Source organism: Rahnella sp. AA, from assembly GCF_002834385.1.
In the GTDB taxonomy this organism is placed as follows: Bacteria; Pseudomonadota; Gammaproteobacteria; order Enterobacterales; family Enterobacteriaceae; genus Rahnella.
On the sequence record NZ_PITQ01000007.1, the window covers coordinates 80,969 to 104,099 of the forward strand.

Annotated in this window: 24 protein-coding genes and 2 tRNA genes; 17 read left to right on the top strand and 9 right to left on the bottom strand. The window is 48.8% G+C overall.

What is annotated here, in order from left to right; translation table 11 throughout:
- Positions 1-157 precede the first annotated feature (157 nt).
- A complete protein-coding gene (gene mpl / locus CWS43_RS17115) occupies positions 158-1,537 on the top strand; it encodes a UDP-N-acetylmuramate:L-alanyl-gamma-D-glutamyl-meso-diaminopimelate ligase (RefSeq protein WP_101078303.1) in 1,380 nt (459 codons plus the stop codon).
- 310 nt (positions 1,538-1,847) lie between these two features.
- Here the strand turns inward: mpl and yhcN (CWS43_RS17120) are convergent, their stop codons facing one another.
- The 3 genes from yhcN (CWS43_RS17120) to argR all read right to left on the bottom strand — a co-directional run bounded on the left by yhcN (CWS43_RS17120) (position 1,848) and on the right by argR (position 3,507).
- Positions 1,848-2,111 (bottom strand): peroxide/acid stress response protein YhcN, encoded by a 264-nt coding sequence (gene yhcN / locus CWS43_RS17120; RefSeq protein ID WP_101078304.1) that lies wholly within the window; start codon positions 2,109-2,111, stop codon positions 1,848-1,850.
- 203 nt (positions 2,112-2,314) lie between these two features.
- Positions 2,315-2,578 (bottom strand): peroxide/acid stress response protein YhcN, encoded by a 264-nt coding sequence (yhcN, locus tag CWS43_RS17125; RefSeq protein WP_101078305.1) that lies wholly within the window; start codon positions 2,576-2,578, stop codon positions 2,315-2,317.
- Positions 2,579-3,036: 458 nt separating this feature from the next.
- Positions 3,037-3,507 (bottom strand): transcriptional regulator ArgR, encoded by a 471-nt coding sequence (gene argR, locus CWS43_RS17130; RefSeq protein ID WP_101078306.1) that lies wholly within the window; start codon positions 3,505-3,507, stop codon positions 3,037-3,039.
- Between the two features lie 468 nt (positions 3,508-3,975).
- On the opposite strand from argR, the gene mdh reads away from it, so the two are divergent.
- The gene (gene mdh / locus CWS43_RS17135; protein ID WP_101078307.1) at positions 3,976-4,914 is read left to right on the top strand and encodes a malate dehydrogenase; all 939 of its coding nucleotides are present in this window, start codon (positions 3,976-3,978) and stop codon (positions 4,912-4,914) included.
- A 47-nt stretch (positions 4,915-4,961) separates the two neighbouring features.
- On the opposite strand, the gene CWS43_RS17140 is transcribed toward mdh, so the two are convergent.
- Positions 4,962-5,240 carry a helix-turn-helix transcriptional regulator gene (locus CWS43_RS17140; RefSeq protein ID WP_101078308.1) on the bottom strand — a complete coding sequence of 93 codons (279 nt, stop codon included), beginning with the start codon at positions 5,238-5,240 and terminating at the stop codon, positions 4,962-4,964.
- Positions 5,241-5,901: 661 nt separating this feature from the next.
- Here CWS43_RS17140 and CWS43_RS17150 point away from each other — a divergent pair.
- Entirely contained in the window at positions 5,902-6,261 is a 360-nt protein-coding gene (locus CWS43_RS17150; protein ID WP_101078310.1) for a DNA-binding protein, read from the top strand.
- A 56-nt stretch (positions 6,262-6,317) separates the two neighbouring features.
- Here CWS43_RS17150 and ispB read toward each other — a convergent pair whose 3' ends face one another.
- A complete protein-coding gene (gene ispB / locus CWS43_RS17155; protein ID WP_101078311.1) occupies positions 6,318-7,289 on the bottom strand; it encodes an octaprenyl diphosphate synthase in 972 nt (323 codons plus the stop codon).
- A 259-nt stretch (positions 7,290-7,548) separates the two neighbouring features.
- Here ispB and rplU point away from each other — a divergent pair, with 259 nt between their 5' ends.
- The 4 genes from rplU (at position 7,549) to cgtA (ending at position 10,384) form a co-directional block, all read left to right on the top strand.
- Positions 7,549-7,860 (top strand): 50S ribosomal protein L21, encoded by a 312-nt coding sequence (rplU, locus tag CWS43_RS17160; RefSeq protein ID WP_013573804.1) that lies wholly within the window; start codon positions 7,549-7,551, stop codon positions 7,858-7,860.
- 18 nt (positions 7,861-7,878) lie between these two features.
- A complete protein-coding gene (gene rpmA, locus CWS43_RS17165) occupies positions 7,879-8,136 on the top strand; it encodes a 50S ribosomal protein L27 (protein WP_013573805.1) in 258 nt (85 codons plus the stop codon).
- Between the two features lie 85 nt (positions 8,137-8,221).
- Entirely contained in the window at positions 8,222-9,178 is a 957-nt protein-coding gene (locus CWS43_RS17170; protein WP_101078312.1) for a DMT family transporter, read from the top strand.
- Between the two features lie 33 nt (positions 9,179-9,211).
- The gene (gene cgtA / locus CWS43_RS17175; RefSeq protein WP_101078313.1) at positions 9,212-10,384 is read left to right on the top strand and encodes an Obg family GTPase CgtA; all 1,173 of its coding nucleotides are present in this window, start codon (positions 9,212-9,214) and stop codon (positions 10,382-10,384) included.
- 60 nt (positions 10,385-10,444) lie between these two features.
- Here cgtA and pmrB read toward each other — a convergent pair whose 3' ends face one another.
- The 3 genes from pmrB to dacB are packed head-to-tail and all read right to left on the bottom strand — an operon-like array spanning position 10,445 to position 13,652.
- Positions 10,445-11,539 (bottom strand): two-component system sensor histidine kinase PmrB, encoded by a 1,095-nt coding sequence (gene pmrB / locus CWS43_RS17180; protein ID WP_101078314.1) that lies wholly within the window; start codon positions 11,537-11,539, stop codon positions 10,445-10,447.
- On the bottom strand, positions 11,536-12,198 hold the full coding sequence (gene pmrA / locus CWS43_RS17185; protein WP_101078517.1) for a two-component system response regulator PmrA: 663 nt from the start codon (positions 12,196-12,198) through the stop codon (positions 11,536-11,538). Before pmrA ends, pmrB begins: the two co-directional genes overlap by 4 nt.
- Positions 12,199-12,218: 20 nt before the next feature.
- On the bottom strand, positions 12,219-13,652 hold the full coding sequence (gene dacB, locus CWS43_RS17190; RefSeq protein WP_101078315.1) for a serine-type D-Ala-D-Ala carboxypeptidase: 1,434 nt from the start codon (positions 13,650-13,652) through the stop codon (positions 12,219-12,221).
- 282 nt (positions 13,653-13,934) lie between these two features.
- Here dacB and greA point away from each other — a divergent pair, with 282 nt between their 5' ends.
- Positions 13,935-14,411 (top strand): transcription elongation factor GreA, encoded by a 477-nt coding sequence (greA, locus tag CWS43_RS17195; protein WP_101078316.1) that lies wholly within the window; start codon positions 13,935-13,937, stop codon positions 14,409-14,411.
- Positions 14,412-14,591: 180 nt separating this feature from the next.
- Here greA and yhbY read toward each other — a convergent pair whose 3' ends face one another.
- Positions 14,592-14,888, bottom strand: a complete 297-nt coding sequence (gene yhbY / locus CWS43_RS17200) for a ribosome assembly RNA-binding protein YhbY (RefSeq protein WP_095923662.1) — start codon at positions 14,886-14,888, stop codon at positions 14,592-14,594.
- A 182-nt stretch (positions 14,889-15,070) separates the two neighbouring features.
- Here yhbY and rlmE point away from each other — a divergent pair, with 182 nt between their 5' ends.
- The 9 genes from rlmE to nusA all read left to right on the top strand — a co-directional run bounded on the left by rlmE (position 15,071) and on the right by nusA (position 23,125).
- Positions 15,071-15,700, top strand: a complete 630-nt coding sequence (gene rlmE, locus CWS43_RS17205; RefSeq protein ID WP_101078317.1) for a 23S rRNA (uridine(2552)-2'-O)-methyltransferase RlmE — start codon at positions 15,071-15,073, stop codon at positions 15,698-15,700.
- A 56-nt stretch (positions 15,701-15,756) separates the two neighbouring features.
- Positions 15,757-17,700, top strand: coding sequence for an ATP-dependent zinc metalloprotease FtsH (ftsH, locus tag CWS43_RS17210; protein ID WP_101078318.1), 1,944 nt, complete (start codon positions 15,757-15,759; stop codon positions 17,698-17,700).
- A gap of 126 nt (positions 17,701-17,826) precedes the next feature.
- A complete protein-coding gene (folP, locus tag CWS43_RS17215) occupies positions 17,827-18,666 on the top strand; it encodes a dihydropteroate synthase (RefSeq protein ID WP_101078319.1) in 840 nt (279 codons plus the stop codon).
- Positions 18,667-18,668: 2 nt separating this feature from the next.
- Positions 18,669-20,009 (top strand): phosphoglucosamine mutase, encoded by a 1,341-nt coding sequence (gene glmM / locus CWS43_RS17220; protein ID WP_101078320.1) that lies wholly within the window; start codon positions 18,669-18,671, stop codon positions 20,007-20,009.
- Positions 20,010-20,268: 259 nt separating this feature from the next.
- Positions 20,269-20,604, top strand: coding sequence for a preprotein translocase subunit SecG (gene secG / locus CWS43_RS17225; protein WP_101078321.1), 336 nt, complete (start codon positions 20,269-20,271; stop codon positions 20,602-20,604).
- Between the two features lie 82 nt (positions 20,605-20,686).
- A tRNA-Leu gene (locus CWS43_RS17230) sits at positions 20,687-20,773 on the top strand.
- Positions 20,774-20,832: 59 nt separating this feature from the next.
- Positions 20,833-20,909: transfer RNA gene (locus CWS43_RS17235), tRNA-Met, on the top strand.
- A 231-nt stretch (positions 20,910-21,140) separates the two neighbouring features.
- Positions 21,141-21,593 carry a ribosome maturation factor RimP gene (gene rimP, locus CWS43_RS17240; RefSeq protein WP_157825410.1) on the top strand — a complete coding sequence of 151 codons (453 nt, stop codon included), beginning with the start codon at positions 21,141-21,143 and terminating at the stop codon, positions 21,591-21,593.
- A 23-nt stretch (positions 21,594-21,616) separates the two neighbouring features.
- Entirely contained in the window at positions 21,617-23,125 is a 1,509-nt protein-coding gene (nusA, locus tag CWS43_RS17245; protein ID WP_101078322.1) for a transcription termination factor NusA, read from the top strand.
- Positions 23,126-23,131 lie beyond the last annotated feature (6 nt).

Genomic DNA, 23,131 nt, shown 5'->3' on the forward strand with positions numbered 1-23,131 from the left:
CTGAATCGAGGATAGATAACGGTACGTTAATAAAACTTTCACAAGAGCGAAGGCAGTTTAGCCCAAATATATGGACGAATCATAGGCAAATCCATTTCTTCTGGAGGATTCTGAGCGGTAGAATGGCGTCTGACTTAAAGGCATTAATGGAAAATATATGCGCATTCATATTCTTGGGATTTGCGGCACGTTTATGGGCGGGCTGGCGATGCTGGCTCGTGCACAGGGGCATCAGGTAACCGGTTCGGACGACAACGTTTATCCACCGATGAGTACGCTGCTGGAGAATCAGGGGATCGACCTGATTCAGGGTTATGATCCCGCACAACTGGATCCGCATCCGGATCTGGTGATTATCGGCAATGCGATGACCCGCGGAAACCCGTGTGTTGAAGCGGTGCTGGAACAAGGGATCCCTTATGTGTCCGGCCCACAATGGTTGCATGATCATGTCCTTCCCGGACGCTGGGTAATCGCTGTTGCGGGGACTCACGGTAAAACCACCACCGCAGGGATGGTCACCTGGATCCTCGAAGCCTGTGGCTATGAACCGGGGTACGTGATTGGCGGTGTACCTGGAAATTTCGACGTGTCTGCGCGTCTGGGAAACAGCCCGTTTATGGTGCTGGAAGCGGACGAATATGATTGTGCGTTCTTTGATAAGCGTTCCAAATTCGTTCACTACAGCCCGCGTACGCTGGTTCTCAATAACCTCGAGTTTGATCATGCTGATATCTTTGATGATCTGAAAGCGATTCAGAAGCAGTTCCATCACCTGGTGCGCCTTGTGCCGGGGAAAGGCAAAATTATCCTGCCGGAGCACGATACGCCGCTGAAACAGGTGATGGCCATGGGTTGCTGGAGCGAGCAGGAATTTGCCGGTGATGCAGAAAATTGCGCCTGGGATGCAAAGAAATTGTCACCAGACGCCAGCTCTTTTGACGTTTATCTGCATGGCGACGTTGTCGGTCAGGTGAACTGGAATCTGGTGGGCGAACACAATATGCATAACGGGCTGATGGCTATCGCCGCTGCACGCCATGTTGGTGTTAAACCAGATGATGCCTGCAAAGCATTGGGCGATTTTATCAATGCCCGCCGTCGCCTTGAACTGCGTGGCGTGGAAAATGGCGTCAGCGTGTATGACGATTTTGCGCATCACCCGACGGCCATTCTGGCAACGCTTTCGGCATTGCGCAGCAAAGTGGGCGGGACGGCACGCATTCTGGCTGTTCTCGAACCGCGCTCAAATACCATGAAAATGGGCATGAGTAAAAATGAACTGGCGCCTTCCCTCGGTCGCGCCGATGAAGTGTTCCTGCTTCAGCCGCAGCATATTCCGTGGCAGGTTGCTGAAGTGGCAGAGCGCTGCATCCAGCCCGCGCACTGGAGTGCGGACGTCGATTCGCTGGTCGATATGGTGATCAAGGCTTCGCAGCCAGGCGATCATATTCTGGTGATGAGTAATGGCGGTTTTGGTGGCATTCACGGGAAGTTACTGACGGCGCTGGCTGCTAAAGCGGAAGCCGCTCAGTAACAGTCATACCCGCAGCGGATAAGCGGAAAGCACAGCGATGGCTGTGCTTTTTTTTGCCTGGGATTTGGCAATGCGACGATTTGCAGACAAAAAAAGGCCCTCAAAAACTTGAGGGCCAAAGGGTGTCGTCGGACAGGACGACGAGGGTTACGTTAGCAAGAGAGCAGCAGTGGCAATGTCTTCTCTCTTCCCAGCCTCAACAGCGTGGTTTATTTTCGCTGTATCTCTTCGGGAAATGGCTGTTGAAACCCGGTAACGCTAATTCAAGTACTCAAACAGTGGCTTTGTATCAGGGACTGACTCAGAAATCTTATTGATAGATTTCTGCGGTTGCGTGATAAGCACCATCGTTATGTGCTTCGATCACACGATAAGATTTTGCGCCCTTGCTGTCGGCTTTATCGGACAACTCCTGGCGAATGTCTGTCGGGACGCCATTGACGCCGCTGACGCTGATAGTGCCCATAGGCTGAAGATTTTCTGCCTGCTGACTAGAAACCAGTTGTGCGGCAGACGCACCGAAAGAAACAGCAGACAGCAGGCTAAGAGCGGCAATAGTGGTCATGATTTTCATGATAATTTCCTAATTTCATAGACGTTGATGCTAAGAATGAGAGAGCAACGTCGGTTGAGATTTGGATTCATCAGTTCTGGAATATCTGAGTCCGGCAACGCGAAAAGCGTGGGGGAACATTGATGATGGCAGAGACAAATCCGTCTTGATGCGCTTTGCGCGGGCCTGAATCTTTCAGGCCCCTTCGCTTCATTTACCCAGGCTTATTGGTAAATTTCTGCGGTTGCGTGGTAGTTACCTTCTTCACGCACTTCGATGACACGAAATGCTTTAGCCCCTTTGGCATCCGCTTTGTCAGACAATGCCTGACGGATATCAGAAGGTGCACCGGCTACGCCGCTTACGCTGATCATCCCGCGTGACTGAAGATTTGCAGCCTGATCCTGAGTAACAGGTTGTGCTGCAAAAGCGCCGAATGACAGAGCCGAGAGAATGCTTAATGTTGCAATTGTAGTTTTAACGTTCATTATTTTGACCTCGTCGATTTTATTATGTTTCCAACAACTGGTGCTTCACACCACGGAAATGAGTATACATCTAGTCACTCAGAATATTAATAGTTTGCTAATAGTTATTTGGGTGGTTATTTGTGGGCTATGTGTATTTTTTATAACTAAAAAGAATAAAAATCGTGTTAAAAGTGTTCTTTTTACGTTGATTTTACGTAAAATCAATAAGTTGAGTGAATTTGATGATTTGTGCTTATTTTTGCGATGAATCACATCATGGAAATATTTGTGTAATGGAAATGGGCTTTTTGTGAAGACAATTAACAATCACAGTGATGATGAGCAGTGATAAGACCGCAGTAATTTGAATGGAATGTGGTGTAACGCAGGATATTTATCAGATTTGAGGTCAGGAACGTTGTTCTTCTGACCTCATGCACAGAATGGTGGTTGCAACAGGAAAAAAATATCCGTTTCTACAACTCTTGTTCAAACAAACTGAGAATTGCATCGTGTAATTGTCTGACGCTAAAACCGCGGGCAGGGGTGGTGAATATTGTGTCATCACCGGCAATTGTCCCGAGGATCCCTTCGGATTTTCCCAGAGAATCGAGTAATCGTGCGATCAATTGTGCGGCGCCCGGACTGGTACGGATTACGACCACGGCGTCGTTATAGTCAATATCCAGAACCAGATTCTTCAGTGGACTGGTCGTTGTCGGCACACCAATTTCAGCGGGCAGGCAATATACCATTTCCATCTTCGCGTTTCGGGTACGCACGGCACCAAACTTTGTCAGCATCCGTGATACTTTTGACTGATTGATATTTTCGAAACCTTCATCCTGAAGTGCGACAACAATTTCGCCCTGAGAGCTGAATTTCTCTTCCTTCAACAGTGCCTTGAAGGCTTTGATTAAATCTTCCTGTTTAGCAGGATTACGCATATTGCACCCTGGTCTCTGTATCTTTGTTTCGGTGATTATGCAGATATTTGAATTTTTATGCAACCTGGTCGCATGCCGTAAATTGTTAATTATGCAACCGGCAAGGTATATCTGTGCACAAGCTAAAATAAGAAAATAATGAATATGCCAAAATTGTGCATTATCTGTGAGCTGCATTGCACAACCCGCATTAAATCTGATGATCTCGATTCAGCTCTCACATTGGATTGAATTTAACCATTTATTAACCTGGCATGTTTTGGAGTGCTACTTTTAATAATGTAGCTTTCCGTTAAAAAGCCCTAAAAAACCGGAAATGGTCGCTTTGGAGATGTTTTTTTACTTTCTAAACGACCAACCTCAGTTTCTGTGCAGGTGAGCGATTGTTTTTAACAGTGTAAGTGATTAATGTCACACTCAAAATAATTCCACGACACTTATAAGTTAATGATAAAAAAGGAGTATAGGATGAAAGTTGCAGTTCTAGGTGCTGCGGGCGGTATCGGTCAGGCCCTCGCGCTTCTGCTCAAGACCCAGCTACCTTCCGGTTCCGAACTCTCATTATATGATATCGCGCCAGTTACTCCGGGTGTCGCTGTCGATCTCAGCCATATTCCTACGGCCGTTAAAATTAAAGGTTTCTGTGGCGAAGATGCAACACCGGCTCTGGTTGGTGCGGATATAGTTCTGATCTCTGCCGGTGTTGCGCGAAAACCAGGCATGGATCGTTCTGATCTTTTTAACGTGAATGCGGGGATCGTGCGTAACTTGATCCAGCAGGTCGCTAAAACTTGCCCGGATGCTTGTATCGGGGTTATCACTAACCCTGTGAATACTACGGTCGCCATTGCTGCAGAAGTCTTGAAAAATGCCGGTGTATACGACAAAAACAAATTGTTTGGCGTGACAACTCTCGATGCTATCCGTTCGAACACCTTTGTGGCTGAGCTTAAAGGTAAACATCCAGAAGATATTGAAGTACCGGTCATTGGCGGGCATTCCGGCGTGACTATCTTGCCTCTATTATCCCAGATTCCGGATGTTTCTTTCACTGAAAGCGAAATCGCAGCGTTGACTAAGCGTATTCAAAACGCCGGGACAGAGGTTGTTGAAGCTAAAGCGGGTGGCGGTTCTGCGACTCTTTCTATGGGGCAGGCTGCTGCACGTTTCGGGCTTTCGCTGGTGCGTGCATTACAGGGTGAAAGCCATGTGGTTGAATGTTCCTATGTTGAAGGCAAAGGCGACCATGCGAGATTCTTCGCTCAACCCATTTTGCTAGGTAAGAATGGGATCGCAGAACTTATTGATATCGGTAAACTGAGCGCTTTTGAACAGCAGTCACTGGATGCAATGCTCGACATCCTGCGTAAGGATATCGAGTTGGGTGAACAGTTTATCAATAACTGATCTTTTTATTAAAAACCGCCGATTTTCGGCGGTTTTTTGCTTTCTGTTCATTGCGAGTTGCGGCTCTCATTAGGCAGGCGACAGTGGCGCTCAATGGCTTGCAATGTTTTGGCATCAAAGTACCGGCTTGGCCAGATCAGTGAAGGATGGATACCCAGAGCATTGGCGATGAGCAATTCTCCTTTCGGCCACGGCCTTGACAGAGCATTCGAAAGCGTTGACGAGCTTAGTCCGGCAGAACGCGATACTGCCGCAAGCGTTGTCCCCTTTTTTCTCAGTGCTGCGATGATATCCGCCTGATGCCAGTCTTCTTTCCTTGTCGTCATAACAGCTTCCTTATTTAAATAGATTTAAACAAACTATCATTCTTAAATATATATCCGTCTTTTTATTTTTTACGCCTCATAAGTGTTTCCGAAAAACCTTTATTTTTCTGGTTTAGAAAATACAATTAAATTCTGGTTTAGACAAACAAGTAAATTCCTTTTGCTTTTTGTTATTTTTGCCATTTCAGAACACTTTTTTTGAATGTAATTAAAGTGAATGCGTTATTGATATGTTGTTTTTTTGAGCGCAGTCATTGGGGTAAGTTATTTATTCGCGAAAAGAAACGCATAAATTCAATGTGTTGGTATGCTTGTTTTCGATGCTAAATGCTTTTTCACTCGCTACAGCATTGTTTTTCAATAATATTGTTTTTTTTGCCGCGTTGTTTTTTATCGCCTTAGCGTGCCTTTCCGAAAAATGGATTTTAATGAAATTATACAGGTGTTGATAAAGATAATTCATGGAAGCATTTAAAGTCATCAGTGGACTCGTTTCGAAAAATTTAATATCTTCTTTCTGTTAATAGACGTTTTTATAAATGACTCATGTTAGTGATGTTTTTTAAATAAACATTCACTGGTCAGGAGAAACCAGAAATTTAACTCATGGATATAACAATAGTTTTTCTTATTAGTTTATTTAAGAAAGATAAGGGACGTTATGAAAAAAGAGTGGTTTGCCGCAAAGGAACTGACCGGAAAAGAAGGCCTTCCCACATCGACACAGGGTGTACACGGTATGGCTCGGCGGTTGTGCTGGGTTAAGCGTCGCAGACGGGGCGTACAGGGGCGGGCAGTGGAATATCATATCGACAGTTTGCCCGGAAAAGTGGTCGCTGGCCTGACGATGAATGAGCAGTCTGCGGAATATGTATATGCATCACATCAGGATCCTCTGGCGATCTGGATCGAAAGTTATAAACAAATGAAAGAGCCAGAACGGGAAACGATGATCTCATTTATCTTGCGCGAAGGTGTCGCCGAGCTGTTAAACAGATTGCGTAAAACTGACGAGCCGTAAGATTTAAAGCATCTGTCGTACCTGGTTATGTTATGCACAGGTACGACAGTGAAGCATCAGAAATCGCGTTTTACAGCCAGGTGCGCCAGACCTTCAAGTGCCAGACGGTATTCCGATTCCGGAAGCACCTGAAGTGCCTGGATCGCTTTATCCGCTTCTTCTTCGGCACGCAGGCGCGTATACGCCAGTGAGCCCCATTGATGCATCGCTGACAGTACCGGCTCGAGTAAATGGCGCCCGTTGCCCTCTTCAATTGCTTTGCGAATCATGGCAGTTTGTTCCGCATTGCCATGCTGCATTGCATGCAGAAGTGGCAAAGTCGGTTTCCCTTCGTCAAGGTCATCACCGGTATTTTTGCCCAGAGTTTCGCCATCAGCGTCATAATCCAGCAAATCATCGATCAGTTGAAACGCCGTGCCCAGATAACGCCCATAATCCTGCAGGGCCGTTATTTGCTCGCTGTTTCCGCCAGCGAGCATCGCTGAGGATTGCGCTGCCGCTTCAAACAGGCGCGCTGTTTTGCTGTAGATCACCTGCATATAACTTTCTTCGGTAATGTCAGGATCGTTGCAGTTTATCAGTTGCTGTACTTCGCCTTCGGCAATGACATTCACCGCTTTTGCCATCAGCGCCAGAACGGGCAGCGATTCCAGATCTGTCATCATTTGAAATGCGCGGGTGTAGATAAAATCACCGACCAGCACACTGGCCGCGTTGCCAAATGCAGCGTTAGCTGTTGCTTTTCCACGACGCATGTCAGATTCATCGACAACGTCATCATGCAACAAAGTGGCGGTATGGATAAATTCAATCAGAGCGGCAACTTTTATGTGTTTGCCCCCCTCGTAGGATAGTGCTTTGGCTGCCAGTACTGCTATCATCGGGCGAATACGTTTGCCGCCGCCACTGATGATGTAATATCCCAGTTGATTAATGAGTGAAACCTCTGAATTCAACTGCTCAAGGATGGATGCGTTGACTGCAGCCATGTCGTCCTGGGTAAGATCAATAATCTGTTCTAGGTTCATTGTGTTTTTTCGGCTGTTGTTCTCTTCACCGCAATGAGGTCTGGCTCACATTGGCACATGGCGCTAACTGTAATGGGGATTGTACTTGAAAAACAGTGTAGATAAATGATAACGAAAGAACTGCGCTTTTTTTCTTCTTTTGTGGTCATTGTGCTCTTGTCTTATGCTGATTTTTTGCGTAGAATTCGCGCCCTATTGTGAATATTTATAGCGCCCTCTGGACTATACAAAGTTGAGTGCGCGGAAAGCGGAGTTTTATATGTACGCGGTTTTCCAAAGTGGTGGTAAACAACACCGTGTCAGCGAAGGGCAGACTATTCGCCTGGAGAAGCTGGACGTTGCAACTGGCGAAGCTATCGAGTTCGATCAGGTTCTGATGATTGCAAACGGTGAAGAAATCAACATCGGCCTGCCATTAGTTGCTGGCGGTGTAATCAAAGCTGAAGTCGTTGCTCACGGTCGTGGCGAAAAGGTCAAAATCGTTAAGTTTCGTCGTCGTAAACACTATCGTAAGCAGCAGGGCCACCGTCAGTGGTTCACTGACGTTAAAATCACCGGCATCAGCGCTTAAGATTAGGAGAGCGGAACAATGGCACACAAAAAGGCTGGCGGCTCCACACGTAACGGTCGCGATTCAGAAGCTAAACGTCTGGGCGTAAAACGCTTTGGCGGCGAAGCAGTACTGGCAGGCAGCATCATCGTTCGTCAGCGCGGCACCAAATTCCACGCGGGTATCAACGTGGGTTGCGGCAAGGACCACACTCTGTTTGCTTTGGCTGACGGTAAAGTCAAGTTCGAAGTTAAAGGCCCGAAAAACCGTAAGTACATCAGCATCGAAGCTGAATAAGTTTTTCGCGTCTTAGTAAATAGATGTAAGCCCCGCAATTCGTTGCGGGGCTTTTTACATTCTGGTTAGCCCATTCTGGCGGGATATGGACACGAGATCACAGGCATCTGTTGGTATTCTGTTAGCACTGATTACTGCCATGAGTTGGGGGTCTTTACCCATCGCCATGAAGCAGGTTCTGGTGGTAATGGATCCCTTTACTGTGGTTTGGTATCGGTTTTCTCTGGCTGCAATTGTTTTAGGCTGCATTCTTGCTATTAAGCGCAGATTACCGCCCACCACAATTTTTAGTCGCCCACGCTGGCTGGTTTTAGTGCTAATCGCCACGTGTGGATTGCTGGGGAACTTTGTCCTTTTTAGTTCTTCACTGCAATTCCTTAGTCCGACGGCCTCGCAGGTTATTGGCCAGCTTTCGCCGGTCGGTATGATGTTTGCGAGTGTGATCATCCTGAAAGAAAGGATGCGCATTACCCAGATCATCGGCGCCAGTATGCTAATTTTCGGGTTGATATTGTTTTTTAATACCAGCCTGATTGAAATCTTTACCCGCCTGACAGATTACACCTTAGGGGTGATATTTGGCGTCGGAGCAGCAACAGTTTGGGTGATATACGGTGTGGCGCAAAAGGTTCTGTTGCGCCAACTGGCTTCACCGCAAATCTTATTTTTGCTGTACACTTTATGTTCTATCGCATTGCTCCCGCTGGCCAGCCCGGCGGTGCTTTCACAGCTCAGCGGCTGGCAGTTTGCCTGTTTGTTGTTTTGCGGCGCGAATACCTTAGTAGGATATGGCGCCTTAGCGGAAGCGATGGCGAGATGGCAGGCTGCTCAGGTCAGCGCAATTGTGACGCTGACTCCGCTGTTTACCCTGCTATTTTCAGATTTACTGGCACTTGCCTGGCCTGACTTTTTTGCTGCACCCGTGCTCAATTTTATTGGTTATATCGGGGCAATTGCGGTAGTGGCGGGGGCAATGTTTTCCGCAGTTGGCCATCGCTGGTGGCCGCGTCGGACAGAGCAAAACCTGGTAGCTAAACACTAGCTGCCCGGCGAATGATTTACGGAGACGGTACAAATGAAGTTTGTTGATGAAGCCACGATTCTGGTTGTGGCCGGTGATGGCGGTAACGGGTGCGTCAGCTTCCGCCGCGAAAAATATATCCCTCGTGGCGGCCCTGACGGCGGCGACGGTGGTGATGGTGGCGATGTTTACCTGCTTGCTGATGAAAACCTCAATACGTTGATCGATTTCCGTTTTGTGAAATCTTACCGTGCTGAGCGCGGTACCAATGGTCAGAGTAGCGACTGTACAGGGAAACGCGGTAAAGACATCACCATCAAAGTACCTGTCGGAACACGTGTTCTGGATCAAAGCACGGGTGAAGTACTGGCTGATATGACCCAAAATGGTCAGATTAATATGGTCGCTAAAGGCGGTTTCCACGGTTTGGGTAACACCCGTTTCAAATCTTCCGTGAACCGTTCGCCGCGTCAGAAAACCATGGGTACCAAAGGCGAAGAGCGTGATATCGCCCTTGAGCTGATGCTGTTGGCTGATGTTGGGATGTTGGGCTTGCCAAATGCGGGTAAATCCACATTTATCCGTTCAGTGTCTGCTGCAAAACCGAAAGTGGCTGATTATCCGTTTACCACTTTGGTTCCGAGTCTGGGTGTTGTGCGTATGGATCACGAACAGAGCTTCGTGGTTGCCGATATCCCAGGGTTGATCGAAGGGGCTTCTGAAGGTGCTGGTTTGGGGATCCGTTTTCTGAAACACCTTGAGCGCTGCCGTGTGCTGTTGCACCTGATTGATATTGCGCCGATCGACGAATCTGATCCGGTCGAAAATGCGAAAGTCATCATCAATGAGCTGAAGCAATATAACGCCAAACTGGCTGAAAAGCCGCGCTGGCTGGTCTTCAACAAAGTTGATCTGATCGAGAAAGAAGAAGCAGAAGCCCGTGCTAAAACGATCGCCGAAGCATTAGGCTGGGAGGGGAATTACTACCTGATTTCCGCTGCCAACCGCGAAGGCGTTAATGCGCTGTGCTGGGATGTGATGAAATTCATCAATGAAAATCCTAAGCACATGGCCGTTGAAGCTGCTGTGCCAGAAAAAGTTGAGTTCATGTGGGATGACTATCACCGTGAGCAACTGGCTGAGGTGGAATCTGAAGCCGACGACGACTGGGATGATGACTGGGATGAGGATGACGACGAAGGCGTCGAAATCATTTATGAACGTTAATCCCGTAGGTTAACGTCCCATGAGTAGAAAAGGCTGCCTTGTGCAGCCTTTTTAATGGTTTTAATACGCTTCTGGCGAATGTGCCAGCGAGCTTTGTAATGCAACATCGGGTAACCAGCATTGCGCGCTAAGCCCGCCTTTAGCCGTTGTACGGTTGCGTAACGTGAGTGTCCCGTTGTGAAGGTGTACAATCCTGACTACAATATTCAATCCAAGTCCGCTGCCACCATAGCGTTGATCAATCCGCTTGAAAGCTTGTGTCAGCTCGCTGGCTTTCGTCTCATCAATACCCGGGCCTTCGTCTTCTACCTGCACCAGAAAGCCATTCTCGTACGGTTCAATTGTGAGCGTGATTTCGCTTTTTTCCGGGCCGTAGCGGTAGGCATTTTCGACCAGATTACGCACCATGAGTCGCAAAAGTACGGCGTCACCCTGAATTTGCCCGCGGTGCGGCAAATGCACATTCAGTTTCTGCTGACGTTCGCTAAGCATCTCGCACAGTTCTTCTCTGAGTGGTTCGACAACATTGCTTATCAGGTCGACATGCTGATACTCGCCTTTTGCAAAATTCTGCCCGGCGCGGGAAAGCATCAGTAATTGCTCAATCGTGTGCATTAATAGATCGATTCGGTTGATGAGCGTATCGCTGCCTGTAACTCCATTTTTTTGCATGATCTCAAGATGCAGGCGGACTCCTGCCAGCGGCGTGCGCAACTCATGGGCTGCATCAGCAGTGAATAGTCGTTCCTGCTGAATGGTACTGGAGAGGCGTGAGAATAGCTGGTTGAGGGCATTGGTGACTGCAACAATTTCCCTGATTTCACTGTTCAGAGGCAGAGGGGAAAGATTGTCTGCAGAACGGGTTTCCAGCCGTTTCTGTAGCTGGTTCAGGGGACGGATAATCCAGCTAATGGCCCAGAAAGACAGCACCAGAGTGATGCTCATCATCAGTAATGAAGGGGCAATCAGCGACGCGATGGCTTCTGCAATTTCTTTTTCAACTTGCGCGTTACGCACTTTAGCGGAGAGCGTGTCGTTGACCAGCAGATTAATCTGCTCCTGGCTCTCATGCCAGAGCCAGAAAATACTGGTGAGTTGTGTGACGAACAAAATCAGTGCCAACATGACCAGCAGGCGACGGCGCATACTGGTCATGGGATAACTTCCAACCGATAGCCGATGCCTCGCACGGTCCGGATAGTTTCTTTACCCAGTTTGCGGCGCAGGTTGTGAACATGGACTTCAAGCGTATTGGAGCCTAAATCATCCTGCCAGGTATAGAGATCTTGCTGAAGCAGTTCCCTGTTGACCGTCTGCCCTGCACGCATCATCAGACGCGACAAAATGGCAAATTCTTTTGGTGTCACTTCTACAGGTTCGTTCCCGAGATAGGCCTGCTGTGAGGACAGGTTAATTTTCAGGTTCCCGACAGAAATCTGATTATCACTTTGTCCCTGATAACGCCGTATCAATGCCCGTACACGGGCCTGTAATTCAACCAAAGCAAAAGGTTTGATCAGATAGTCATCGGCACCGGCATCCAGGCCATCAACACGGTCTTCCAGCGCATCACGTGCGGTGAGGATCAGCACCGGTAAGGAGATACTCTGGCGTCGCCACTGACGGAGCAGTGCCGCGCCATCTTTATCGGGCAGGCCTAAATCCAGAATCACCAGGCTGTATTGGCTGGTCTGAATCAGACTTTGTGCTTGCGCAGCGGTTGCTGCGCAATCGCAAACATAATTATCACTGGTGAGTGCCAGCGTTAATCCCTGCCGTAAAAGTTCATCATCTTCAACTATCAGCAGTTTCATCGTCAGGCACTTCTCCATGGTCAATTATTTTGGTAGATGTCCCTGTAGAGACGGCTTTCAAAGCGTACCAACGGAGCCCGTCGTGTACGTTGATCTTCAGGAGGTACAGCGTAACCGGAGAGATACTGGACAAATGCCAGACGCTGTCCGCTGGCGGTGGTGATAAAGCCTGCCAGGTTATAAACGCCAGCCAGTGAGCCGGTTTTCGCTGACACTTTACCGTCAACTCCTGCTTCATGAAGACCGCCGCGATATTGCAAGGTTCCGTCATGGCCCGCTAATGGCAGCATTGAGATGAAATCCAATTCCTTATCGTGTTGGGCGATATATTGCAGCACCTGCATCATTGTAGCGGGTGACAGCAAATCATGGCGGGAAAGACCGGAACCATCGACCTGAATCGAATTCCCCAAATCCACCCCGGCTTTCTGCCGTAAAATCTGACGAACCGCATCTGAGCCCGCGCGCCAGGTCCCGGGGACCCCAAAACGCTGATGGCCAATGGTACGGAATACGGTATCGGCGATCATGTTGTCTGATTTTTTCAGCATCTGATGCAACAAGTCATGCAACGGAACCGACTGCGTTTGAGCGAGCACGGTTCCGGCTGGCGTCTGCTGGGTCTGGCGTTTTAGCGTGCCATCAATCTGAATATCTGCTTGCAGTAATTCGTCTTTGAGGATTGCCCCCGCATAGCTGGCCCCATCCTGAATGGCGAAAGCCAAAGGCAGAGGTTCGCTGCGCTGGGTCAGGCAGCCTGTCAGTGTGTAACGGTTAAACTCACCCGGCACTACATCCAGTTCACAGTATTGAGCATCCGGCGAACCTTTAGCCAGGGTGCGTACTTCGCTAAACATATGAACAGGATAATAAGATGCTACACGGATAAAGGCATTTTCGTCCGGTTTCGGGGCGCTGTAGAGGGAAACCGAGAAACAGTTTCTGTCGACAATCGCGGCAGCAGGCGGTGCGCTAAAACATTGGGTGATATCGTTCCAGGGCCAGCCGGGCGCTTTATCGTGGCTGGCAAACACAGACGTGTTAATCACCACATCACCGCTGATCTCTTTGATGCCCTGTTTTTTTAATACAGCGACCATATTCCGGATATTTTGACGTTTTAGTGTCGGATCGCCGGAGAAGCGAGCAACCAGATCACCTTTCAGAACGCCGTCAGAAACGGAACCCGGGGTTTCAAGTGTGGTGGTAAAGCGGAAATCGGGACCTAGCTGCAACAGAGCCGCAAGCGCTGTCAGAATCTTCATCGTACTGGCAGGCAGAGCCATCTGCGAACCGTGATAATCAATCACAGGGGCAGGGGCGCCAATTTTCTGTACCAGTACAGCCAGATTCGTGCCGTCCGGCAGATATTCTGTGTAATTCTCGATCTGAGCCGCATTTGTATTCAGAACAAACGCGCATGCTAATCCACTGACAATTCGTAAAAAACGCATTATTTTGAGTAAAGGCTCTGAGTAACGGCAGGATAAAGTGGTGCCATACTACGATGCTACGAACCAAGGCGCAACGTGGCTGAAAGTAAACGATGATCCTCAAGGAACTCTACGTTAAAATACGAATCATAATGCAAAATGAATCCTGGCCTGGTGGTAACCCCGGGTGAGGTTTTTTTTGTTTTTCGCCAGAGAGAGTCGGTCAGAAGAGCTGGCTTAATTTCTTACCTGATTCAATCAGGACGGTGTTTACCGAAAGGACAAAGTTAGAGGTAATAAAATATGAAACCGATTCCGATGACGCTGCGTGGCGCAGAAAGATTGCGTGAAGAACTGGACCATCTTAAGAGCGTCCGCCGCCCGAAAATCATTTCAGATATCGCCACTGCACGTGAGCATGGCGACCTGAAAGAAAATGCTGAATATCATGCTGCACGTGAGCAGCAGGGGTTTTGTGAAGGCCGTATTCAGGAAATTGAAGCCAAGCTTTCTAATGCTCAGGTTATTGATGTCACTAAAATGCCGGCAACCGGCCGTGTCATTTTTGGCGCAACAGTGAAAGTATTGAACCTGGACACAGAAGAAGAACAGTCTTACCGCATTGTGGGCGATGACGAAGCTGACTTTAAGCAGAATCTGATTTCTGTGAACTCACCGATTGCGCGTGGTTTGATCGGTAAAGAACAGGATGATGTCGTTGTTATCAAAACGCCAGGCGGTGATGTTGAGTTCGAAATACTGAAGGTTGAGTATCTCTAAAATCTGCATTAAAAAGGGCGAAACAAGCAGTTTCGCCCTGTAAATCTCACGTCCATGCAGTGAATTGCTTCACAGTAAATTGAAAACTAAAGTAAAAAGGCCGCCTGAGGCCTTTCCCTGAACGTGATTTCGTGGCACCTTCCCGAAAACCTAAAGCGCTTTTCGTTAAACCTTAATGGATTAACGCGGTAAGATAATTTTGCGGTCTTCGGTAGAAGGGCGATAAAGTACCAGCATATTGCCGATGACTTGCACATTACACGCCTTGGTTTCACGCACAATTGCGTCTACGATCAAGGTCTTCGTTTCGCGTTCTTCTGCCGCGACTTTTACCTTGATCAGTTCGTGATGTTGCAGCGCCTGCTCAATTTCGGCCAGAACACCTTCAGTCAGGCCGTTGTTGCCCAGCATAACGACCGGTTTCAGTGGATGTGCCAGACCTTTCAGGTACTGTTTTTGTTTATTGTTAAGATTCATCGTCTTTTTTGCTTAAGTTGGGATTGAAAACGGGTCATTCTACCGCCATCTCATGTATATCACCAACCCGGACTGCTTCGGGAGGGGAATTATACTGACTTAGCCATAGACGTCATGATGCTAACAGCTTGTTCCAAAAGCTCTAACTCAGGGTAGTTGGAAAACTATATGGTTACTAAATAATGTCTAATAAGAAGCGTTCTGCAAGTTCCAGTCGCTGGCTGCAGGAACACTTTAGCGATAAATATGTGCTACAGGCACAGAAAAAAGGGCTGCGTTCTCGTGCCTGGTTTAAACTTGAGGAAATACAGCAAGGCGATAAGCTGTTTAAACCGGGTATGACGGTCGTCGATTTAGGTGCAGCTCCGGGCGGTTGGTCACAGTATGTGGCTTCGCAAATTGGTAACAAAGGGCGAATCATTGCCTGCGATATTTTACCTATGGATCCTATTGTTGGAGTCGATTTCCTTCAGGGGGATTTTCGTGATGAATTAGTTCTCAAAGCGCTGCTTGAACGCGTGGGAGAAAGCAAAGTTCAGGTGGTCATGTCCGATATGGCCCCGAATATGAGCGGTACTCCGGCAGTCGACATTCCAAAGTCGATGTATCTGGTTGAATTAGCACTGGATATGTGTCGGGATGTATTAGCACCAGGCGGAAGTTTCCTGGTGAAGGTGTTTCAGGGAGATGGCTTTGATGAATACCTGCGGGAAATTCGCTCCCTGTTTACGAAGGTGAAGATTCGTAAGCCAGACGCTTCCCGAGCACGTTCGCGAGAAGTGTACATCGTAGCGACAGGGCGGAAACTGTAGTTCCCTAACGCTGTTTGTTAACACAGTTGTAATATGAGGTTAATCCCTTGAGTGACATGGCGAAGAACCTGATCCTCTGGTTAGTCATCGCAGTTGTACTGATGTCTGTATTTCAGAGTTTTGGTCCCAGCGAATCTAATGGTAGTAAGGTAGATTATACGACCTTCACTACCGAAGTGGCCCAAGACCAGGTCCGTGAAGTACGTATCAATGGACGTGCGATTGACGTTATCAAAAAAGACAGTAGCAAATACACAACTTACATTCCGGTGAATGACCCTAAATTGCTGGATACGCTACTGAGCAAAAACGTGAAAGTTGTTGGTGAACCGCCTGAACAGCAGAGTTTCCTGGCGACTATCTTCATTTCATGGTTCCCGATGCTGCTTTTGATTGGCGTCTGGATATTCTTTATGCGGCAAATGCAGGGCGGCGGTGGCAAAGGTGCAATGTCCTTTGGTAAAAGCAAAGCCCGCATGCTGACAGAAGACCAAATCAAAACCACGTTTGCTGACGTTGCAGGTTGTGACGAAGCGAAGGAAGAGGTGAGCGAGCTGGTGGATTACCTGCGCGAGCCAAGCCGTTTCCAGAAATTGGGCGGTAAAATTCCTAAAGGTGTTCTGATGGTCGGTCCTCCGGGTACCGGTAAAACCTTGCTGGCTAAGGCCATTGCAGGCGAAGCAAAAGTTCCGTTCTTTACTATTTCCGGTTCTGACTTCGTAGAAATGTTCGTCGGTGTCGGTGCATCCCGTGTGCGCGACATGTTCGAACAGGCGAAGAAAGCCGCTCCATGTATCATCTTCATCGATGAAATTGACGCCGTTGGCCGTCAGCGTGGTGCTGGTTTAGGCGGTGGTCACGATGAACGTGAACAGACGCTGAACCAGATGCTGGTTGAGATGGATGGCTTCGAAGGTAACGAAGGCATCATTGTGATTGCCGCGACTAACCGTCCGGACGTTCTTGACCCGGCGTTGCTGCGTCCAGGTCGTTTCGACCGTCAGGTTGTGGTTGGTCTGCCAGACGTTCGTGGCCGTGAACAGATTCTGAAAGTTCACATGCGTCGCGTTCCTTTAGCCACTGATGTTGATGCTTCTGTGATTGCCCGTGGTACACCAGGTTTCTCCGGTGCTGACCTGGCAAACCTGGTCAACGAAGCTGCGCTGTTCTCTGCACGTGGTAACAAACGCGTGGTGTCTATGGTTGAGTTCGAAAAAGCCAAAGACAAAATCATGATGGGTGCAGAACGTCGTTCCATGGTGATGACAGAATCGCAGAAAGAATCGACCGCGTACCATGAAGCTGGCCACGCCATCATTGGCCGCCTGGTTCCTGAACACGACCCCGTGCATAAAGTGACGATCATTCCTCGCGGACGTGCATTAGGTGTGACCTTCTTCCTGCCTGAAGGCGATGCTATTAGTGCCAGCCGCCAGAAGCTTGAAAGCCAGATTTCTACCCTGTACGGTGGCCGTCTTGCTGAAGAGATCATCTACGGTGTGGAAAAAGTGTCTACCGGCGCATCTAACGACATCAAAGTTGCAACATCAATTGCCCGTAACATGGTGACACAATGGGGCTTCTCAGAAAAATTAGGTCCGTTGCTGTATGCGGAAGAAGAAGGCGAAGTCTTCCTCGGCCGTTCAGTTGCGAAAGCTAAGCATATGTCTGATGAAACCGCCCGTATCATCGACCAGGAAGTAAAATCACTGGTTGAGCGTAACTATGTGCGTGCACGTACTTTGCTGATGGAAAACATGGATATCCTTCATTCAATGAAAGATGCCCTGATGAAATATGAAACCATCGATGCACCACAAATTGACGACCTGATGAACCGTACAGAAGTTCGCCCGCCAGCAGGCTGGGACGATGCAAACGGTAAAAACGGTAACGGCAATTCTAACGACGGTGGTGCGCCTAAAGCCCCAACGCCAGTTGACGAACCTCGTACGCCAAATCCAGGCAACACGATGTTTGAGCAATTCAGCGGCAAATAAGCTGCTGGTTAGCAAATAATGCATAACTCTCAAACCCCGGGCTTGCCCGGGGTTTTTTATGCGTGCATTCTTTCCCCCCAGAATTTAGATACTGCTATTACTGATTGACCAGAAGGGACATGACTTATGCACCTCACCGCCAGAGAGTCGACGCTGGACCTCACCTTTCCCCAGGTAATGGGGATCCTGAATGTTACTCCTGATTCCTTTTCGGATGGTGGCCGCCATAACACGCTGGAACTGGCCATCCGGCACGCGCAGATGATGGTAGATGCTGGAGCCACGCTCCTTGATATCGGCGGCGAATCAACACGTCCGGGCGCAGCTGAAGTGAGCGAAGATGAAGAGCTGGCTCGCGTGGTGCCAGTCGTTGAGGCAATTGCCCGGCGTTTTGATGTCTGGATCTCTGTCGATACTTCAAAGGCTTCGGTGATCCGCGAATCCGCAAAGGCGGGGATGCATCTGATTAACGATATTCGTTCACTGCAGGAGCCGGGCGCACTGGCAGCAGCAGCGGAAACCGATTTGCCCGTTTGCCTGATGCATATGCAGGGTGACCCGAAAACGATGCAGCATTCTCCACAATACGGAGATGTAGTTGCCGAAGTTGAACAGTATCTTGCCGGGCAAATTACGCGTTGTGTGAACGCGGGTATTCCTAAAAATAAATTGTTACTCGACCCCGGCTTCGGTTTCGGTAAAAATCTGGAGCACAATTACCAGATGCTCGCACGGCTGGCAGAATTCCATCACCTGGGATTGCCGCTTCTGGTGGGGATGTCGCGAAAATCCATGGTGGGGCAACTGCTGCATGTGTCTCCTGAAAAGCGGGTTACCGGCAGCGTCGCCTGTGCTGTCATCGCGGCCATGCAAGGCGCTCAGATAATCCGGGTACATGACGTTAAAGAAACCGTTGAAGCGATGCGTATCGTTGAAGCCACACTTTCTGCAAGGAATAAAAAATAACTATGAGCAACCGTAAATACTTTGGGACAGATGGCATCCGCGGAAAAGTGGGCGACAGCCCGATTACCCCTGATTTTGTTCTTAAACTGGGCTGGGCTGCAGGCAAAGTATTAGCACGTCATGGGTCGGGTAAAGTGATCATCGGCAAAGATACCCGTATTTCAGGCTATATGCTGGAATCCGCCCTGGAAGCTGGTCTTGCTGCTGCGGGGTTGTCCGCATCTTTCACCGGACCTATGCCAACGCCAGCGGTTGCTTATCTGACAAGGACTTTCCGTGCTGAAGCGGGCATTGTTATTTCTGCGTCTCACAATCCTTTCTATGACAATGGCATAAAATTTTTCACTATCGATGGCACAAAATTGCCGGATGAAGTGGAAGAGGCTATTGAGGCTGAACTGGAAAAACCGCTGACCTGCGTGGAATCCGCGGAATTGGGCAAAGCCAGCCGAATTGTTGATGCAGCGGGTCGCTATATTGAATTCTGTAAAGGGACATTCCCAAGCGAACTCAGCCTGAATGGCCTGAAAATTGTTGTCGACTGTGCGAATGGCGCAACCTATCACATCGCACCAAGTGTTCTTCGTGAACTGGGTGCAAAGGTGATCACTATCGGCTGTGAACCGGATGGTATGAACATCAATGAAGAATGTGGAGCAACGGATGTGCGCCAGCTTCAGCAACGTGTTTTGGCGGAAAAAGCTCATGTTGGCCTGGCATTTGATGGCGATGGTGATCGCCTGATCATGGTGGACCACGAAGGCAACAAGGTCGATGGTGACCAAATCCTCTATATTATTGCGCGTGAAGGTTTACGTCAGGGCCAACTGAAGGGCGGCGCAGTCGGAACGCTGATGAGCAATATGGGGCTGGAACTGGCACTCAAACAGCTGGGCATCCCTTTCACCCGCGCTAAAGTCGGCGACCGTTACGTGCTGGAAAAAATGCAGGAAAAAGGCTGGCGTATCGGTGCTGAAAACTCCGGCCACATTATCCTGCTGGATAAAACGACGACGGGCGACGGTATCGTGGCCGGTTTGCAAGTGCTCACTGCGATGGTCCGCAACCATATGAGCCTTCATGATCTTTGCAGCGGCATGAAATTGTTGCCGCAGATTTTAGTGAATGTCCGCTTTGCCGGTGAACACGATCCGCTGGAATCCGACGACGTCAAAAAAGTGACTGCTGAAGTTGAAAAAGAACTGGGGGGCCGTGGCCGTGTACTGTTACGTAAATCAGGTACTGAACCGTTACTGCGCGTGATGGTCGAAGGCGAAGACGCCACGCTGGTTGAAAAGCTGGCGAATCGTATCGCTGATGCCGTAAAAGCAGTGAAGCCGTAAGCCGATAAAAAACAGTAAATTTTCATTTTTTACGTCGCCGCTTTTCAACCGGGTTGCGACGTAAAATGAATCACTTTGGTTGTTTTGACGGATATTTGACGATTTTTTCCGCAAACGAACAGTCTGATGAAAATTGCCCTTGCGCGGTAATACGGCTTTGGTTAGTATTCACACCCGCTTCAGTGGGTCCTTGAGTGACCTGCTAAATTGGTGAGAAGCAATTGGCATGCGGTGAACCCGCGAGGATACAGGTACTACTATGTACGACGCTCTTCTGGTGATTTTCCTTATCGTAGCAATCGGCCTTGTGGCTCTGGTTATGCTGCAACAGGGTAAAGGCGCTGATATGGGAGCCTCTTTCGGAGCAGGTGCTTCTGGCACATTGTTCGGTTCGAGTGGTTCCGGTAACTTCATGACCCGCATGACAGGTATTTTGGCCGCACTGTTCTTTATCATTAGTTTGATTCTGGGGAACATGAGCACCAATAAAGGCCAAAAAGGTAGTGAGTGGGAAAACTTAAGTCAGCCAGCACAAACTGAGCAGACAACTGCACCGGCAGCTCCAGCAGCGCCTAACAGTGATGTTCCTCACTAAGCAGTAAACTTCTTATCGAAAGAAGCAGAGTTTTAAACAGTGGCTTGTGCTCGGACAGTATAAGCGATTGTGAAAAAAGAGTGCCGAGGTGGTGGAATTGGTAGACACGCTACCTTGAGGTGGTAGTGCCCGAATGGGCTTACGGGTTCAAGTCCCGTCCTCGGTACCAATCTTTATGATAACTTGCTTTTTAGCGGTTATCGGCGTAGTATTTGCCACGTTTTCGGACGCGGGGTGGAGCAGCCTGGTAGCTCGTCGGGCTCATAACCCGAAGGTCGTCGGTTCAAATCCGGCCCCCGCAACCACTTTCCCTAAGTGTTTATTTCAAATAGACTTTCAGTATCTTCCTGTGATGTTCTGCAGTTCCCATTTGAAAGCTTCAATTTGAAATAAACACTTTGCGAAAGTTGTACCGAAGCCGCCTGTGCGGCAAATAGGGTCCAGTTTCATAAAGCCCCGATTTATCGGGGTTTTTTGTTATTTGGCAACAGAATCACTGGGCTATTTAGCCCTTTTTTTATGTCTTGGGGGTGGGCTTGTCCACATTAGAACAAAAATTAACAGAGCTGATTTCAGCACCAGTCGAGGCACTTGGCTTTGAGCTGGTGGGCATCGAGTTCGTTCGGGCTCGCCAATCGACGTTACGCATCTATATTGATAGTGACGCCGGGATCAATGTTGATGATTGTGCTGATGTCAGCCACCAGGTGAGCGCTGTACTGGACGTAGAAGATCCAGTTACCGTCGCCTACAACCTGGAAGTTTCCTCTCCAGGCCTTGATCGTCCTATGTTCACCGCTGAACATTATCAACGTTTTCTCGGTGACGAAGTCAGCATTGTCCTGCGAATGGCTGTGCAGAACCGTCGCAAATGGCAGGGTATTATTAAAGCTGTCGAAGGCGAGATGATCACGGTGACAGTGGAAGGGAAAGATGAAGTGTTCGCACTGAGCAACATCCAGAAAGCGAACCTGGTACCCCACTTTTAAAGAGTTTGGAAGAGGCAACTAGGATGAACAAAGAGATTCTGGCTGTTGTAGAAGCAGTTTCTAATGAAAAATCCCTCCCGCGCGAGAAGATTTTTGAAGCGCTGGAAATTGCATTATCAACAGCGACCAAGAAAAAATACGAGCAGGAAATCGAAGTCCGCGTCAGTATTGACCGCAAAACCGGTGACTTCGATACCTTCCGTCGTTGGGTTGCAGTCGATGAAGTGACTCAGCCAACCCGCGAGATCACCCTCGAGGCTGCACAATACGAAGATCCGTCTATCGAACTTGGCGGATACATCGAAGACCAAATTGAGTCGGTCACTTTCGACCGCATTACCACGCAGACGGCTAAACAAGTTATCGTACAAAAAGTACGTGAAGCAGAACGTGCGATGGTGGTTGATCAATTCCGTGAACAGCAGGGTGAAATCGTCACTGGTGTTGTTAAAAAAGTAAACCGTGACAGCATCGCACTGGATTTAGGCAGCAACGCTGAAGCCGTTATCCTGCGTGAAGACATGCTTCCACGCGAAAACTTCCGTTCTGGCGACCGTATTCGTGGCGTGTTGTATGATGTTCGCCCGGAAGCGCGTGGTGCTCAGCTGTTTGTCAGCCGTTCACGTAACGAGATGCTAATCGAACTGTTCCGCATCGAAGTCCCTGAAATCGGTGAAGAACTGATTGAGATTAAAGCGGCAGCCCGTGATCCGGGTTCCCGTGCAAAAATCGCAGTGAAAACCAACGATAAACGTATCGACCCGGTAGGTGCCTGTGTCGGTATGCGTGGCGCACGCGTTCAGGCCGTATCCAGTGAACTGGGCGGTGAACGTATCGATATCATCCTTTGGGATGACAATCCTGCGCAGTTCGTTATCAACGCTATGGCACCGGCTGATGTCGCTTCCATCGTTGTTGATGAAGATAAATGCACCATGGATATCGCCGTTGAAGCCAGCAATCTGGCACAGGCGATTGGCCGTAATGGCCAGAATGTGCGTTTGGCCTCCCAACTGTTAAAACAGCATCGTGGTGATGACAAGTGGGAACTGAACGTGATGACAGCAGACGACCTGCAAGCCAAGCATCAGGCTGAGGCACACGCTGCGATTGACACCTTCACAAAATACCTGGCCATTGATGAAGATTTTGCCACGGTTCTGGTTGAAGAAGGTTTCTCTACGCTTGAAGAACTGGCTTACGTGCCAGTCAACGAACTGCTTGAAATCGACGGCCTGGATGAAGACACCGTGGATGCGCTGCGCGAACGTGCAAAAGAAGCGCTGACCACCATTGCTTTAGCCCAGGAAGAAAGTCTCGGTGATAAAAAGCCTGCTGATGATCTGCTGAACCTGGCGGGTCTGGAACGTAGCATGGCATTTAAACTGGCTGCCCAAGGGGTTTGTACGCTGGAAGATCTTGCCGAGCAGGGTGTCGACGATCTGGCTGATATTGAAGGTCTTACTGACGAGCGGGCTGGTGAACTTATCATGGCTGCGCGCAATATCTGCTGGTTTGGCGACAACGCGTAATAAACT

What these genes read in the sequence shown, in the direction of transcription:
- mdh (WP_101078307.1), top strand. Translation starts at nt 3,976, where the DNA reads ATGAAAGTTGCAGTTCTAGGTGCTGCGGGCGGTATCGGTCAGGCCCTC.
- mpl (WP_101078303.1), top strand. Translation starts at nt 158, where the DNA reads ATGCGCATTCATATTCTTGGGATTTGCGGCACGTTTATGGGCGGGCTG.
- pmrB (WP_101078314.1), bottom strand. Translation starts at nt 11,539, where the DNA reads ATGACCAGTATGCGCCGTCGCCTGCTGGTCATGTTGGCACTGATTTTG.
- ispB (WP_101078311.1), bottom strand. Translation starts at nt 7,289, where the DNA reads ATGAACCTAGAACAGATTATTGATCTTACCCAGGACGACATGGCTGCA.
- argR (WP_101078306.1), bottom strand. Translation starts at nt 3,507, where the DNA reads ATGCGTAATCCTGCTAAACAGGAAGATTTAATCAAAGCCTTCAAGGCA.
- CWS43_RS17140 (WP_101078308.1), bottom strand. Translation starts at nt 5,240, where the DNA reads ATGACGACAAGGAAAGAAGACTGGCATCAGGCGGATATCATCGCAGCA.
- glmM (WP_101078320.1), top strand. Translation starts at nt 18,669, where the DNA reads ATGAGCAACCGTAAATACTTTGGGACAGATGGCATCCGCGGAAAAGTG.
- rplU (WP_013573804.1), top strand. Translation starts at nt 7,549, where the DNA reads ATGTACGCGGTTTTCCAAAGTGGTGGTAAACAACACCGTGTCAGCGAA.
- CWS43_RS17170 (WP_101078312.1), top strand. Translation starts at nt 8,222, where the DNA reads ATGGACACGAGATCACAGGCATCTGTTGGTATTCTGTTAGCACTGATT.
- yhbY (WP_095923662.1), bottom strand. Translation starts at nt 14,888, where the DNA reads ATGAATCTTAACAATAAACAAAAACAGTACCTGAAAGGTCTGGCACAT.
- cgtA (WP_101078313.1), top strand. Translation starts at nt 9,212, where the DNA reads ATGAAGTTTGTTGATGAAGCCACGATTCTGGTTGTGGCCGGTGATGGC.
- rpmA (WP_013573805.1), top strand. Translation starts at nt 7,879, where the DNA reads ATGGCACACAAAAAGGCTGGCGGCTCCACACGTAACGGTCGCGATTCA.
- greA (WP_101078316.1), top strand. Translation starts at nt 13,935, where the DNA reads ATGAAACCGATTCCGATGACGCTGCGTGGCGCAGAAAGATTGCGTGAA.
- ftsH (WP_101078318.1), top strand. Translation starts at nt 15,757, where the DNA reads ATGGCGAAGAACCTGATCCTCTGGTTAGTCATCGCAGTTGTACTGATG.
- secG (WP_101078321.1), top strand. Translation starts at nt 20,269, where the DNA reads ATGTACGACGCTCTTCTGGTGATTTTCCTTATCGTAGCAATCGGCCTT.
- pmrA (WP_101078517.1), bottom strand. Translation starts at nt 12,198, where the DNA reads ATGAAACTGCTGATAGTTGAAGATGATGAACTTTTACGGCAGGGATTA.
- folP (WP_101078319.1), top strand. Translation starts at nt 17,827, where the DNA reads ATGCACCTCACCGCCAGAGAGTCGACGCTGGACCTCACCTTTCCCCAG.
- yhcN (WP_101078305.1), bottom strand. Translation starts at nt 2,578, where the DNA reads ATGAACGTTAAAACTACAATTGCAACATTAAGCATTCTCTCGGCTCTG.
- rlmE (WP_101078317.1), top strand. Translation starts at nt 15,071, where the DNA reads ATGTCTAATAAGAAGCGTTCTGCAAGTTCCAGTCGCTGGCTGCAGGAA.
- dacB (WP_101078315.1), bottom strand. Translation starts at nt 13,652, where the DNA reads ATGCGTTTTTTACGAATTGTCAGTGGATTAGCATGCGCGTTTGTTCTG.
- CWS43_RS17150 (WP_101078310.1), top strand. Translation starts at nt 5,902, where the DNA reads ATGAAAAAAGAGTGGTTTGCCGCAAAGGAACTGACCGGAAAAGAAGGC.
- nusA (WP_101078322.1), top strand. Translation starts at nt 21,617, where the DNA reads ATGAACAAAGAGATTCTGGCTGTTGTAGAAGCAGTTTCTAATGAAAAA.
- yhcN (WP_101078304.1), bottom strand. Translation starts at nt 2,111, where the DNA reads ATGAAAATCATGACCACTATTGCCGCTCTTAGCCTGCTGTCTGCTGTT.